Below are 14,224 nucleotides of genomic sequence, written 5' to 3'. Positions count from 1 at the left end.
GCATTCGTTTGTCAGCCGCTTGCGACCATCATTGCCGAGATCTCGGCTTCCGCCGCCTTGGTGCCATCGACGAGGGCCTCGCAGGCGAATTTGAGAAGATTGCCGCGTTTCTTGATTTTCTTCACATGAATTTTCAATTGGTCGCCTGGAACGACCGGCTTGCGGAACTTGGCGTTGTCGATGGTCAGGAAATAAACCAGCGACGGCTTTTCCGTACCGAGGCTGCGGATGCAGATGGCGCCGGCCGTCTGCGCCATCGCCTCGATGATGAGCACGCCGGGCATGACCGGCTGGTCGGGGAAATGACCTTGGAAATGCGGCTCGTTTATGGTGACGTTCTTGATGCCGATGGCGGATTCGTCGCCATCTATGTCGACAATGCGGTCGATCATCAAGAACGGATAGCGGTGCGGCAGGAGCTTCATCAGCCGCATTATGTCAACCGCTTCGAGCGTCGCCGCTGCGATCTCAGCCATTTCCCCCCTCACCCTGTTTGCGCGTCCGTGCAAGTCTGCGCAAGGCCGCTATCTCGCGCATGGCTTCCGCCATCGGCTGCGCCGGATATCCTCCCCAAATCTCACCTGCAGGCACATTGCTCATAAACCCGCTTCTTGCGGCAAGCTTGGCCCCGGACCCGATGGTCAAATGATCCGCAAGGCCGACGCCGCCACCCATGGTGACGTTGTCGCCTACCGTCACGGAACCGGAAATACCCGAAAGCCCGGCTATAATGCAATTGCGGCCGATGCGAACGTTGTGGGCGATCTGCACCAGATTGTCGATCTTGGTGCCCTGGCCGATGATCGTGTCGGACATGGCGCCGCGATCGACGGTCGTATTCGAGCCGATCTCGACGTCGTCCTGAATGATGACGCGGCCGATCTGCGGAACCCGCTCCGGACCCTTGGCGCCGGCAACGAAACCGAAGCCATCCTGGCCGATCCTGGCACCGCCATGGATGATGACGCGATTGCCGATCAACGCATATTGCACGCTTGCACCTGGACCGACATAGCCGTCGCGGCCGATCTGAGAGGAAGGACCGATAACCGCATGCGGGGCAATGACGGTTCCGCTGCCGATGGCAGCGCGCGGCCCGATGACCGCGCCTGCTTCGATGATCGCACCGGCCTCGACATGGGCGGTCGGATCGACATGGGCGTGCGGCGAGATACCGGTTTCGCCGGTCATCGGTCCAGGCGTTGCAGCCGCCGGGAAAAGCAGGCGCCCGACCATTGCGAAAGCCTGCTGCGGGCGCGGATGCACCAGCACCGCAATGCCCGCCGGCGCCTTGCCGGCAAATTCGGCGGGGCAGAGAACCGCTGCCGCCCGCAGTGACTGCATCAGCGCGAAATTGCGCCTCCCATCGACGAAGACAAGCGCGTTCTCGCCGCCTTCGTTGGCGGGCGCCAGAGCCTCGATCGATACATCGGAGAGACCGGAATCGACAAGCGTCGAGCCGGTCAGATTCGCGACTTCGCCGGCCGTATACCGGCGTGAGGGCGCGAAGAACACCGGATCGGTCATTCCAGAAGCAATATCCAGCTAGCGCATGACCCCGGAAATCGGAAGTCGATCCTCGGAAAGGATCATGCGCAAAAACAAAGTGCTACAACATCCTTTGCGTGTCCAATAGGACGCGCTGCGCTGTAGTGTCGGATCACCGCCCATCCGGATCCAAACGAGCCGGAAGCATCGTTACCCGCACATCAGAAGCGGGTCGATATACCGAAGTTGAATTCCTGCACGTCGTCGGTCTTTTCCTTCTTGACCGGGATCGCATAGTCGATGCGGATCGGACCGAAGGGCGATGCCCACATCAGGCCGACACCGACAGAAGCGCGCCATTCCATTCCGGTTGTCGACTGATCGACGAGGCCACTTGCAATCTTGCTGCCGTAGAGCGTTGCCGCATCGGCAAACACTGCCCCGCGGAGGCCGAAGCTTTCCGGGATAACCGGCAGCGGGAACTGGGCTTCGGCCGAGGCGTTGAAATAAGTGGTTCCGCCGAGATGGTCGTTGCGGTTGTCCAAGGCAACCGGACCGATGCCACCATATTCGAAGCCGCGGATCATACGGTCGCTGCTCTGGAAATGGTCGAAGACACGTAGATCGCCGCCGCCATATCCCTGGACATGGCCGGCGCCGCCTGAAATGAGGCCTACCAGATCCAATTGTTCGGACAACGTCTGATAGATGCTGCCGCGCGCCGTGACCTTGATGAACTTGGCGTCGCCGCCGACGCCGGCCACTTCGGTGTTGACATTGGCATAAAGCCCGTCATGCGGGTTCTTCATGTCGTCGATGGTGTTGTAGATCAGGCCGAGGCTGACCGACGACTTGAGCCATGGGCTCTCGTTAACTCCGTTTTGGATCGCCTGGGAGACGTTGCAACCGGCCATTGGGTCGCAGTCTTCGTCGAACTCGTACTTCTCTTGCGCGATATTGTACGCGAGCTGCGTCGTGATGTTGTCGGTGATCGGCAGACCGAAACGCACTGTCGCGCCCGTCGTATCGCTGTCGTAATGGTCGTAGTTTCGGCTCTGCTTGTAGATGTCGAAGCCGGCCGCGATGCGCCGCCCAAGGAAATAAGGTTCGGTGAAAGAGAAGCTGTAGTCGCGCGAGTTCTTGCCGCCGCCCGCCGCCACCTTGATGAATTGGCCGCGACCGAGGAAATTGCGCTCACTGATAGAACCTTCGACGGACGGACCTGACGTTTCGCCACCAGTCGAATAGCCGGCACCGATCGAAAATTCACCGGTCGACTTCTCGACCACGTCGACCACCAACACGACCTGGTCCGGCTCAGAGCCCGGAACAGTGGAAATCTCGACTTTCTCAAAATAATCGAGCGCTTCCAGCCGCCTCTTCGCGCGCTGGATGAGAACCTGGTTGAACGCATCGCCTTCGCTGACATCGAATTCGCGGCGAATGACGTAGTCGCGCGTTCGATCGTTTCCGCGGATCTCGATGCGCTCGATATAGGCCTTGGTGCCCTGGTCGATTGTATACACAACCGAGATCGTGTGGTTTTCGAAGTTGCGATCGCCGCGCGGCGTCACCTGGGCGAAGGCATAGCCCGAACCGGCGACTTTCTCGGTCAGTGCGATGATCGTGTCCTCGACGTCCTTGGCGTTATAGACATCGCCCTTGTGGGTCTGGACTACCGATTCAAGCGACTTGCTGTCGACCTCGGGGATTGTGCTTTCGACACTGACATCGCCGAACGTATAACGCTCGCCCTCCTGCACCGTGATGGTGACGGTGTATTTGTTGGTGGTGTCGTCGAGTTCGCCGACAGCCGAGACGACCTGGAAGTCGGCATAGCCGTGATTGTAATAGAAGCGGCGCAACAGCTCTTGGTCGGCCCGCAGCTTGTCCTCGTCATAGACGTCGTCGCGCAGCACGAAGGAAAGGAAGGACGAGCGCTTGGTGGAGATGATGTCCGACAGACGGCGGCTCGAATAGGCGCTGTTGCCGACGAAATTGATCGCTGCGATCTGGGTGCGGCCGCCTTCGTTGATGTTGAAGACCACGTTCACGCGGTTATCGCCGAGATCCATGATCTGGGTGGTCACGGCGGCGTCGTCGCGGCCGATACGCCTGTAAGCGGCCTTGACCGCCTCAACGTCGGTGTCGAGTTGCTGTTGCGAGAAGGTGCTGCGCGGCTTCAATTGCACCGCAGCTTCAAGCGCGTTGTCCTTGAGCTTCTTGTTGCCCTGGAACAGCACCTGGTTGACGACCTGGTATTCGGAAACCTTGATGACCAGCGTCGATCCGACTTGGTTGATCTGCACGTCCGAAAACAGCCCGGTGCCGAACAGCGCCTTGACCGCATCGTCGATGTCGGAGCTGGAAAACGCCTTGCCCGGCTTGATCGTCACGTAATTGCGGATGGTGTCCGCGTCGACACGCTGATTGCCGGTGACTTCGACTCTGGAGACGACAGCCGCCTCGGCGGCCGATGTGGCAACGAACTGCACTGCGAGCGCGCCTGGTACAACCAGAGCGGCGGACATAGCCACCGCGGACGCGGCGCTCAGAAACTTGGATGCTGCCTTCATCGGGCTTTTGTACCTTTTCTCGAAGTCCCCACGGCGAGAAAACCGGACGTGCGGTAATTTCCCCTACCGTATTAACCGGATTTTCCCTACACGCAAGGCTTCTGGTTAATTTGTATTTACTTAACCCTGTGGCGTGGCTTTCGCGTCACGCATATCCCCACGCATGGTAAACGGCGTCTCAACATTGCTCGTGCCGAAGCCAAATTCCTTCATGATTTCAGCACCCAAACAGATCGTTCCAGAAAACAAAGCCCATGAAGCCGAGCACCAATATGAGGCCGCTTCGGTAAGCCATTTCCATCATCCGTTCGGACACCGGCCGCCGGATGACAGCCTCCACGCCGTAGAACAGAAGATGCCCTCCGTCGAGGGGGGGAATCGGCAAAAGGTTGAGAATCCCGATCCCGACTGACAGGAATGCAACAAGCTGTACGAGCCATTCAAAGCCGAGCTTTGCCGCCTGACCCGACATCTTGGCGATCTTGATAGGGCCGCCCAGCTGGCACTTGTCCTCGCGACCGACAACGAAACGTTGCAGGAACTGGCCGGTGCGCTGAATGACGTGTCCGGTTTCCTGGACCGCTGCCCCGACCGCCCCGGCCGGACTGTAGGTGATCAGCCGTGGCTGGCCGAGTTCCTTGTTGTTGACGACGCCGATCACGGCCACCTGGACCTTGTTGCCCAGTGCGTCCTGTTGTTCCATCAAGCGCGGCGTCGCCGTGACGGTGATTTCCTTGCCGCCGCGTAGCATGACGAAGGTGATGCTGTCGCCGGCACGGCCGGAGACCAGACGCTGGACGTCGGCAAAGGTCTCGACCTTGCTGCCGTCGACGCTGACGAATCGGTCGCCGGGCATGATGCCGGCCGCCGCCGCCGGACTGCCGACGGTAACCTCAGCCACCATCGGCTCCAGCACGGGACGGCCATGGACAGAAAAAAGCACGGAAAAGACAGCGATCGTCAGCAGGAAGTTGAACAGCGGCCCCGCCACCACTGTCGCCGCGCGCTTCCAGATCGGCTGCGTGTGGAAGGCGACCTTGCGTTCTTCGTCGCTCAGCGCCTCGATCTCCTCCGAGCTGGGCTGGCTCGACGTCGCGTTCATGTCGCCGACGAACTTGACGTAGCCGCCGAGCGGTATGGCGCAAAGCTTCCAGCGCGTGCCGCGGCTGTCGTTGAAGCCGATGATTTCAGGACCAAAACCGATCGAAAAGGCCTTTGCGCCGATACCGCACCAGCGGCCGACGAGGTAGTGGCCCATTTCGTGGACGAAAACGACCACGGTCAGCACGAACAGGAAAGGCACCAGCGTGCCGAGGACAAAGCCCTCTGTGCTGAAAACCGCGTGAAGAATCTCGTTCAATTCATGCCCTCAAATTCATCCACGGCGCAGGTCACGCCGCGACTGTGACATCAATCCAGGCGAATCCATGGCGCAACCCGCACCAGCCCGCCGTCGGATGCCGCTCAAACCGGGAACAGTCCCTGTGCCGGATGGTCGGCGGTCGCGGAAATCCAGCCGATGACGTATAGGGCGAAAGCCGCCGCGACAAGCCCGTCGACCCGGTCCATGATGCCGCCATGGCCGGGTATCAGCGCGCCGGAGTCCTTACGGCCGTGGTGTCGCTTGACCCATGATTCGAACAGGTCGCCGGCTTGCGCGACAATCGAAAGCACCAGTGCGATCACGCCAAGCACGACAAGGTTGCCCGTTCCGGCTACAGCGGCCAGAAGCAGCCCGGCCACCACGCCGCCGATCGCCCCGCCGAGCGCCCCGCTCCGCGTCTTGCCCGGCGAGATCGACGGCGCCAGCCTTGGACCACCGACGGAGCGGCCGACGAAATATGCAAAAATATCGGTCGCCCAAACCACGGCGAACAGAAAGAGGATGGCCAGCAGCCCGGAACGGTCGCCGTCGCGCAAGAAGGCCAGCGACAGGCCGGAAACCGCCGCATAGGCAAGGCCGGATGCTTCCCACGGTCCTGCCTTGCGCATCGACGCCGCGATGGCAGCGACAGCAACCAGAGCCGCGACGAGCGGCAGCAGCAAAGACGCTGACAGGCCGGCGATGAGGGCACCGATAAAGACCACGATCAGCGCTTCGGGCAGAAAGCCAAGACCTGTCGCAGCATTAACACCTGTCGGGGCAGCTGGACGGCTCATCCGCGTCCACTCGTAGAAGATCACCGCCGCCATGGCAGCGCAAAGCAACCGGAAGGGCAGTCCGCCAAGCCAGGTCAGGCCGAGCGTGACGATGGCAAGCACGACGGCCGAAATGACGCGGAGCTGAAGGTTGCTCATCCCTCAGCCCGAGGCGACGTCTTGGGCGGCAAGTCCGCCGAAGCGGCGCTCGCGGCCGGCGAAATCGCGCAGTGCATCGGACAGGTGCTCGCGACTGAAGTCGGGCCAGTAGCAAGGCAGGAAAACAAGTTCGCTGTAGGCGGCCTGCCATAACAGGAAATTCGACAGCCGAAGCTCGCCGCTGGTGCGGATGACCAGTTCCGGATCCGGGATGCCCTCTGTGTCGAGCGAGTTGGCGAAGGACTCTGCCGTGATCGCTTCGCTGTCGATCTCGCCACGCGCCACCGCCGCGGCGAGCTTGCGCGCTGTGCGGACGATCTCGTCGCGCCCGCCATAATTGAAGGCGATGACCAGCGTCAGCGCCTCGTTGCGGAGAGTGAGCGTTTCGGCTTCCTCGAGCAGGCCTCTTATGTCGGGCTGCAGCCCTGCCCTGTCACCGATGACCCTGATTCGGACGCCGCTCTGGTGCAACTCGGCGAGATCGCGTCGGATGAAAAGCTTCAGCAGGCCCATGAGGTCGCTGACTTCGGATTTCGGCCGTGACCAGTTTTCCGACGAGAAAGCGTAGACGGTCAGGAAGGAGATGCCCAGGTTAGGGGCGGCGCGCACCGTCTTGCGCAGCGCTTCGACGCCGGCGCGGTGACCGGCGAGCCGCGGCAAGCCGCGCGCCTTGGCCCAGCGTCCGTTTCCGTCCATGATGATCGCGACATGCGCGGGCGTTGCCATGTTCTCGCTTCCGGGCCAGCCGTGGCCAGACCCTAGACCTGCATGATTTCCGCTTCCTTGTCGGAAAGCAGGTGGTCGATGGTGCTGATTGTCTCGTCGGTTAGTTTCTGAACCTGGTCGGCCCGTTTGCGGTGGTCGTCCTCGCTGATGTCGCCGTCCTTTTCCGCCTTTTTCAGAAAGTCCATGCCGTCCCGGCGAACGTGACGCACAGCGACGCGGGCATTCTCGGCATAGCCGTGCGAGATCTTGACAAGCTCCTTGCGGCGCTGCTCGTTGAGTTCAGGCAACGGGATCCTGAGATTGGTGCCGTCTACGATAGGATTGAAGCCGAGATTGGATTCACGGATGGCGCGGTCGACGGCACTGACCATCGACTTGTCCCAGACCGAAACCGAGATCATGCGCGGCTCCGGCACCGACACGGTTGCCACCTGGTTGATCGGCATGGCGGTGCCGTAGGCCTGCACCTGGATGGCGTCGAGCAGGCTGCTCGACGCGCGGCCGGTGCGCAGCGAAGCCAGATCATGCTTGAACGCGGCGATCGCCCCGTCCATGCGCCGTTTGAGATCGTCGTATTCGCCACTCATCATCGTCTCCTCGACCCGTTTAGCCCGGGTTCACTGCCTTGAGGGTAAAACCCTGTTCGAGCCTCAATCCGCGAACTGGTCCCTTTTTCGGGTTCACGGTCCGGATTAATCGTCGGCGACAACCGTGCAACGGCCGCCGCCACGCAGGATATCACCGAAACCACCCTTCTCGTGGATCGAATAGACGATTATCGGAATGTTGTTTTCGCGCGCAAGTGCAATCGCCGCGGTATCCATGATCGAAAGCCCGCGTTTTATGACGTCGCTATGGCTGATGCGCTCGAAGCGTGTCGCGTTCGGGTCCTTCTTGGGATCAGCCGAATAGACGCCATCGACCTGAGTGCCCTTGAACAAAGCATCGGCGCCGATCTCGGCGGCGCGAAGGGCTGCAGCCGAATCGGTAGTGAAAAACGGATTGCCGGTGCCACCGGCGAAGATGACGACCTTGCCCTGGTTCATGTAGGCGGTTGCCTGACGCTGCGAAAAACTTTCGCACAGCTCGGGCATGGCGATCGCCGACAACACCACGGCGTCGACGCCGATCTTGTTGAGCGAGGTGCGTAGCGCCAGCGAATTGATGACCGTGGCAAGCATGCCCATATGGTCGCCGGTGACGCGGTCTCCGCCTTTTGATGCAACCGCGACGCCGCGAAAGATGTTGCCGCCGCCGATGACGACACCGACCTCGATGCCCAGTGCGCGGGCCTCGGCAATGTCGGCGGCGATGCGGTCGACCACCGATACGTCGATGCCGAAATGCTGTTCGCCCATCAACGCTTCGCCCGACGCTTTCAGCAAGACACGTCGGTAGAGGGGCTTCACCGTCATCTGGTCCTCGTCATCATGCGTGTGACGCGCTTCGGTGGCGCCCCGAAACACTGGGCGTTCCGATACACGAAGGGCGCCGCGATGTCACGCGGCGCCCGAGCCGGAAAGTTGAGATCGTGGACTGGGATAGCCGTCAGCTCACGCCGGCAAAAGTGCCTTGCATGAGCAGATCCGGCAGATAGCTTGCCGGCTTGTCGCCAACCGCCTGCCCACCGGTCAAGCCGCCTTGTATTTCAGGGCCGAAGAACGAATACGGAAAGGGCGTGACCGGCCGGCTCACCGCATCGAGCCGTGCCCGAAGGTCTTCGGGAATGTCGAAATCAAGCGCGCCGAGATTGTCCTTGAGCTGGTCAAGCCTGGTGGAGCTGACGATGACGGACGCAATGCCTGGCCTGTTTGCCGCCCAGTTCAGGGCGACCTGGGCCATGCTGCGGCCGAGCTGGCCGGCAACCCTCTCCAGTTCGGCGACGATTTGCCAGTTGCGGTCGGTGAATTTCTGGAAACCGGGATTGGTCGAACCACGCATTGTCTCCAGCCGGCCACCATCCTTGACGATTGTATCGAAACGGTATTTTCCGCTGAGCAGGCCGCTGGCCAACGGACTCCAGACCATGATTCCAGCGCCATAGCGCGTGCCGAACGGCACGAACTCGTGCTCGATGTTGCGCTCGGCCAGCGAATATTCGAGCTGAAGCGCCGAAACAGGTTCATAGCCGCGATGCTCGGCGATCGCCTGCGCCCGGCTTGCGTACCAGGCCGGCACGTCGGACAGACCGACATACCGGATCTTTCCGGCGCGCACCAGATCGTCCAGCGTCCGCATCACCTCCTCCGGTGGCGTCAGCCTGTCCCAGGTATGGAGGATGTAGAGGTCGATGTAATCGGTGCCGAGCCGCTTCAGCGAACCGTCTACCGCCCGCAGGATGTTCTTACGGCCGTTGCCGCCGGCATTTGGATTACCCGGTTCGGCGTTGTAGGTGAATTTGGTACTGATCACCGCCTTGTCGCGCAGCCCACGCTCGGCGATGAATTCGCCGAGCCAGGTTTCGGCCGTGCCACCGGTATAGAGATCGGCGGTATCGAAGAAATTGCCACCGGCTTCGACATAGGCATCAACCAAGGCGCGCGCCGTTTCCTTCTCCGCGCCCCAGCCCCATTCCGTGCCGAACGTCATGGTGCCGAGCGCCAGACGAGTGACACGCAGCCCGCTGTTGCCGAGCGTGTAGTAGGACATGGTCATGGATTTTCTCCTGAAATTTGAAAACGGGATTGAGGTCCTTGCCTGGGATATGCAGTCAGGCCTTGGCCAGCGCATCGACCACCACCTGGAACCGACGCGGATCGAAATAGTCGTGGTAGGCGCTGGTCAGACCGCTCTCGAAGCGGAAGATCGCGATATTGCTGTTGGTGTATTCAGAGGCGCCAATCAGCATCGCGCGGTTCTTGTACTCAACGACGATCGCGTCCGAATCCGCTGCCGGATAGACGGCTGTCAGCTGGGAGCGAAGGATTCGAAATTGCCGAAGAGGCCTCGGAAGGCCGCCAGGATCGCGGCCTTACCATCGATGCTGCTTCCAAATCCTGCCGGCGGGTGGAAGACAAGGATTCGGCCATCTTCAGCCCAAAGGTTGCCCCATGCCTCAATGTCCTTGCGGTGCATCAGGTCAAAGAATTTACGCACTGTCTCGAGATTACGGGTTCGTTCGGACTTGAGGTCGGTCATTGGACGTCTCCTTGGCTGCTCGGCGATTGCCGTGTGATGCAGCCAAAGATGCGTTCTTCTTCCCTATCCGATAAGATTGCATTATCCGAATGGACTATGCGATAGCATGCATGAATGGATCGCGATCTGCTTAGCCACCTACCTATAATCGTTGCCGTCGCGCGGCGTGGCGGCTTCGCCTCGGCGGCCGCCGAGCTCGGCATGAGCCCGTCAGCGGTCAGCCATGCGGTGCGGCTGGTGGAGGAGCGAATCGGCCAGCCGTTGTTTGCCCGCACCACACGCAGCGTCTCGCTGACCGAGGCTGGCACCGCCCTCGTCGCTGCGGCGGAGCCGGCGCTGGAAGACATTGCCGACCGGATCGAACGCATCCGCTCTGTCAAAGGCCGGGCAAGCGGACTGCTCAGGATCAACGCGCCGCGTTTGGCGCTGCCTCTGGCGCTGATGCCCATCCTGACGGCGATGGCGGAACGTTACCCTGACGTGACGGTGGAGATCGTCACCGACGAACGTCTGAGCGATATCGTCGGCGAGGGTTTCGACGCCGGCATCCGGCTGGGCGAGATGATCGCCGAGGATATGGTGACGGTGCGGCTGACTCAGCCGTTCCGGACGACCATTGTCGCCTCTCCGGCCTATATCGGCCGCCACGGAAAGCCGCGAACAATTGCTGATCTCTCCACCCGCAACTGCATCGGCTATCGGCTGTTGCGATCACGTGCGCTCTACCGTTGGGATCTGTCAGACCAGGGCAAGGATATCGGCGTCGAGACGCGCGGCAGCGTCGTCGTCAGCGAACCGCTGTCGGCAAAAGACATGGCCCTTGCCGGCATCGGCCTCGCATATCTGTTCGAGCCGCTTGTCAAGCCCGACATCGAGGCAGGCCGGCTGGTCGAAGTCCTTGGCGAGGCATCGATCGAGGAACCGGGACTGTTCCTCTATTTCCCGCGCCGCGCCGCGATGGCCCCGAAGCTCCGCGCCTTTATCGACACCGCGCAAGAAATCGGCCGGGCATCCTCGCGGACACCCGGCCGAAAAAGCCTTTCAAACGAATAGTTTACTTCTTGACCGCTGCCGCGACTTCCGCCGCGAAATCGGTCTCTTCCTTCTCGATGCCCTCACCGAGCGCGAAGCGCAGATAGGCGGCGATTTTGGCTGGCGCGCCGATCTCGCTTTCGGCATCCTTCAGCGCCTTCTCGACGGTGATGTCGGGATTGAGCACGAAAGCCTGCTTGAGCAGCACGACCTCTTCGTAGAACTTGCGCAAACGGCCCTCGACCATCTTCTCGATGATCGCTTCCGGCTTGCCGGACTGGCGCGCCTGGTCGGCGAAGATCGCCTTCTCGCGCTCGACCGCGGCCGGATCGAGCTCTTCGGTGGTCAAGGCCATCGGGTTGGTGGCGGCGACATGCATGGCGACTTGGCGGGCAAAGGCGTTGGCGGCCTGCGCGTTGCCTGTCGTCTCGATGGCGACCAGCACGCCGAGCTTGCCAAGGCCGTCGGCAACCGCATTGTGGACGTAGGTTGCGACAGCGCCGTGCTCGACGGTGAGCTTGGCCGAGCGGCGGAAGCCCAGATTCTCGCCGATGGTGCCGACTGCGTCCTTGATGGTCTCGGTGACCGACTTGCCCGAGCCCGGATAGGGAGCAGCGGCAACGGCCTCGGTCTTGCCGCCATAGGCAAGCGCGACCTTCGCGACATTGGCGACGATCTCCTGGAACGCAGCATTGCGCGCAACGAAATCCGTCTCGGAATTGACCTCGACGATCGCTGCCTCGCGGACGCCGGAATCGACGCCGATCAGGCCTTCGGCAGCAGTACGGCCAGCCTTCTTGTCGGCCTTGGAAATGCCCTTCTTGCGCAGCCAGTCGATGGCTTCTTCCATGTTGCCGTTGGTCTCGTTCAACGCCGCCTTGCAGTCCATCATGCCCGCGCCGGTCAAGTCGCGGAGTTCTTTGACCTGTGCAGCCGAAATGCTCATTGTCGCCTCTTTGTCTAAATACACCGACGCACCATCGAGTTTCGATGATGCGCCTGGTGCCGGTAGCGCTTACCGCGCCAACATATTGGAAAGATGAAGGCCGCAGCCGGCCTTCGCTATTATGCTTCCGGGGTCTGGGTTGCCGGGCTCTCGGCGGCCGGGGTCGGTTCGAGCGCCGGCTCGACCGGAGCCTCGACCGATGCGCCGATGTCGACGCCGAGTGCGCCCTGCTGGCGGGCGATGCCGTCGATCGCAGCCTTGGCAATCAGATCGCAATAGAGCTGGATGGCGCGGGCCGCATCGTCATTGCCGGGGATCGGGAAGTCGATCTTGTCCGGGTCGCAGTTGGAATCGATGATGGCAACGACCGGGATGCCGAGACGCTTGGCCTCGAGGATGGCGATCGCTTCCTTGTTGGTATCGATCACGAACATCAAATCGGGCGTCGAACCCATATCCTTGATGCCGCCCAGCGCCTTGTCGAGCTTCTCACGCTCGCGGTCGAGGTTGAGGCGCTCCTTCTTGGTCAGGCCCTGAGCCTCGCCGGCCAGCATCTCGTCGAGCTTGCGCAGGCGCTGGATGGAATTCGAGATCGTCTTCCAGTTGGTCAGCATGCCGCCGAGCCAGCGCGAGTTAACATAGTACTGAGCCGAGCGCTGCGCGGCATCGGCGACGATGTCGGAGGCCTGGCGCTTGGTGCCGACGAACAGCACGCGGCCGCCCTTGGCAACAGTGTCGGAAACCTGCTTCAGCGCCTGGTGCAGCAAAGGCACCGTCTGCGAGAGGTCGATGATGTGGATGTTGTTGCGGGCGCCGTAGATATAGGGCGCCATTTTCGGGTTCCAGCGGTGGGTCTGGTGGCCGAAGTGAATGCCAGCTTCCAATAGCTGGCGCATGCTGAAATCAGGCAGAGCCATTCTTATTTCCTTTCCGGTTAGCCTCCACGGACACAGGCATTTTTTGGACTTGGTCCTCGAACGCCACCGGAGGTTTCCGCCGGATTTCTCCCGGGCAGACACCAAAGTCCGTGTGTGGAATGTGCGCGCATATAGAGGGGATGCGCGACAAACGCAAGCGCTGTGGCGTCTTGCGGCTCAGCGTGCGGCGATCAGCGCACCGGTGCCTATCATGGCGCCGCCGGCAAACCTGTTCATCAGCCGCATGCGCCTTGGCGTCTTGAACCAGCTCGAAGCCCGCCCGGAGAGCGCTGCGTAGAAGCCCATGGTGACGATGTTGACGCAGATCACGACCGCAACCACGAGCAGCCCATCGGCGAAGGTCATCGTATTGAGGTCAAGAATCAGCGGCATGATAGAGGCGTGGAACAGGATCGCCTTGGGATTGCCCAATGCGATGGAGATACCGAGGAAAAACGATCGAGACAGTCTTGCCTGGGTTGCGTGCTGTCCATGCGATCGCGCGGAGGCCGATCGCCACATCCGGATGCCGAGAAACACCAGATAGGCAGCACCCGCATACTTCAGGATTAAAAAAACCCATTCGAAGGCCTGTACCAGCGCCACGAGACCGAGCAGTGCCAAGGTGACCAGCACCGCGTCGCCTGCGGCGATGCCGAGTCCAGCCAGGAAAGCGCGAACGAAGCCAAGCGAGACGCCATTGGCGATAACCGTGAACATCGCCGGACCAGGCGTGGCGGCGGCAAATGTGATCGCGGCGCAGTAAGCCAAAAATGCCGTCAATGTCATCGTCGCATCTTCCCCCTCGGCACGCGCACACGCCGGAAAACAGCGACGATCTCCTCGCGGCTGCACTCGATGGCGCCGAGCCGCACCGCGCGGTCGCGCTCGAACCCGGTTATGTCATAATGCGGCGCCGATGTCTTCGGCGGCCCTTGGTAGGACGAGCGCTTGATGCCGAGCTGCGCGGCGAAGCGATGCAGCTCGTCGGTGTCGTCTGCCAGCAGATGACACCAGCGGTGGCCGACCCATTTCCAGATCGCCGCATCGACATAGACCGCCATGGGGCTTGCCGCACTCCTTCATCTTGCGCCGACCAACAC

Annotated in this window: 16 protein-coding genes; 1 reads left to right on the top strand and 15 read right to left on the bottom strand. The window is 61.4% G+C overall.

What is annotated here, in order from left to right; translation table 11 throughout:
* Positions 1-11 precede the first annotated feature (11 nt).
* The 11 genes from fabZ to NKJ93_RS01475 all read right to left on the bottom strand — a co-directional run bounded on the left by fabZ (position 12) and on the right by NKJ93_RS01475 (position 10,226).
* Positions 12-476: a 3-hydroxyacyl-ACP dehydratase FabZ gene (gene fabZ, locus NKJ93_RS01525; protein WP_023717722.1), complete on the bottom strand. Its 465-nt coding sequence runs from the start codon at positions 474-476 to the stop codon at positions 12-14.
* Positions 469-1,527, bottom strand: coding sequence for a UDP-3-O-(3-hydroxymyristoyl)glucosamine N-acyltransferase (lpxD, locus tag NKJ93_RS01520; protein WP_352482670.1), 1,059 nt, complete (start codon positions 1,525-1,527; stop codon positions 469-471). The genes fabZ and lpxD overlap by 8 nt, the downstream gene beginning before the upstream one ends.
* 182 nt (positions 1,528-1,709) lie before the next feature.
* The gene (gene bamA, locus NKJ93_RS01515; RefSeq protein WP_352482671.1) at positions 1,710-4,064 is read right to left on the bottom strand and encodes an outer membrane protein assembly factor BamA; all 2,355 of its coding nucleotides are present in this window, start codon (positions 4,062-4,064) and stop codon (positions 1,710-1,712) included.
* 217 nt (positions 4,065-4,281) lie between these two features.
* Positions 4,282-5,424 carry an RIP metalloprotease RseP gene (gene rseP / locus NKJ93_RS01510; protein WP_352482672.1) on the bottom strand — a complete coding sequence of 381 codons (1,143 nt, stop codon included), beginning with the start codon at positions 5,422-5,424 and terminating at the stop codon, positions 4,282-4,284.
* A gap of 104 nt (positions 5,425-5,528) precedes the next feature.
* Complete coding sequence (locus tag NKJ93_RS01505; RefSeq protein WP_352494601.1) at positions 5,529-6,362, bottom strand: phosphatidate cytidylyltransferase; 834 nt, start codon at positions 6,360-6,362, stop codon at positions 5,529-5,531.
* Positions 6,363-6,365: 3 nt separating this feature from the next.
* Entirely contained in the window at positions 6,366-7,088 is a 723-nt protein-coding gene (locus NKJ93_RS01500) for an isoprenyl transferase (RefSeq protein ID WP_023717727.1), read from the bottom strand.
* 32 nt (positions 7,089-7,120) lie between these two features.
* Entirely contained in the window at positions 7,121-7,675 is a 555-nt protein-coding gene (gene frr / locus NKJ93_RS01495) for a ribosome recycling factor (protein ID WP_084642476.1), read from the bottom strand.
* A gap of 105 nt (positions 7,676-7,780) precedes the next feature.
* Entirely contained in the window at positions 7,781-8,503 is a 723-nt protein-coding gene (pyrH, locus tag NKJ93_RS01490) for a UMP kinase (RefSeq protein WP_023717729.1), read from the bottom strand.
* A 133-nt stretch (positions 8,504-8,636) separates the two neighbouring features.
* Positions 8,637-9,743, bottom strand: a complete 1,107-nt coding sequence (locus NKJ93_RS01485) for an aldo/keto reductase (RefSeq protein WP_352587155.1) — start codon at positions 9,741-9,743, stop codon at positions 8,637-8,639.
* Between the two features lie 55 nt (positions 9,744-9,798).
* The gene (locus NKJ93_RS01480) at positions 9,799-9,936 is read right to left on the bottom strand and encodes a hypothetical protein (RefSeq protein ID WP_352587152.1); all 138 of its coding nucleotides are present in this window, start codon (positions 9,934-9,936) and stop codon (positions 9,799-9,801) included.
* Between the two features lie 59 nt (positions 9,937-9,995).
* Positions 9,996-10,226 carry a nuclear transport factor 2 family protein gene (locus NKJ93_RS01475; RefSeq protein WP_352587149.1) on the bottom strand — a complete coding sequence of 77 codons (231 nt, stop codon included), beginning with the start codon at positions 10,224-10,226 and terminating at the stop codon, positions 9,996-9,998.
* Positions 10,227-10,340: 114 nt separating this feature from the next.
* Between NKJ93_RS01475 and NKJ93_RS01470 the strand changes: the two genes are divergently transcribed.
* Complete coding sequence (locus NKJ93_RS01470) at positions 10,341-11,279, top strand: LysR family transcriptional regulator (protein WP_023717732.1); 939 nt, start codon at positions 10,341-10,343, stop codon at positions 11,277-11,279.
* 1 nt (position 11,280) lies between these two features.
* Here the strand turns inward: NKJ93_RS01470 and tsf are convergent, their stop codons facing one another.
* The 4 genes from tsf to NKJ93_RS01450 all read right to left on the bottom strand — a co-directional run bounded on the left by tsf (position 11,281) and on the right by NKJ93_RS01450 (position 14,185).
* A complete protein-coding gene (gene tsf / locus NKJ93_RS01465; protein ID WP_023717733.1) occupies positions 11,281-12,204 on the bottom strand; it encodes a translation elongation factor Ts in 924 nt (307 codons plus the stop codon).
* Positions 12,205-12,323: 119 nt separating this feature from the next.
* Positions 12,324-13,121: a 30S ribosomal protein S2 gene (gene rpsB / locus NKJ93_RS01460; RefSeq protein ID WP_023717734.1), complete on the bottom strand. Its 798-nt coding sequence runs from the start codon at positions 13,119-13,121 to the stop codon at positions 12,324-12,326.
* Positions 13,122-13,298: 177 nt separating this feature from the next.
* Positions 13,299-13,910 (bottom strand): LysE family translocator, encoded by a 612-nt coding sequence (locus NKJ93_RS01455; RefSeq protein ID WP_352587146.1) that lies wholly within the window; start codon positions 13,908-13,910, stop codon positions 13,299-13,301.
* Complete coding sequence (locus NKJ93_RS01450; RefSeq protein ID WP_023717736.1) at positions 13,907-14,185, bottom strand: DUF4031 domain-containing protein; 279 nt, start codon at positions 14,183-14,185, stop codon at positions 13,907-13,909. The genes NKJ93_RS01455 and NKJ93_RS01450 overlap by 4 nt, the downstream gene beginning before the upstream one ends.
* Between the last annotated feature and the right edge of the window lie 39 nt (positions 14,186-14,224).

It is taken from the genome of Mesorhizobium sp. M0028 (assembly GCF_040323855.1).
Lineage (GTDB): Bacteria > Pseudomonadota > Alphaproteobacteria > Rhizobiales > Rhizobiaceae > Mesorhizobium.
This window is presented reverse-complemented; position numbering and strand designations above follow the sequence as displayed.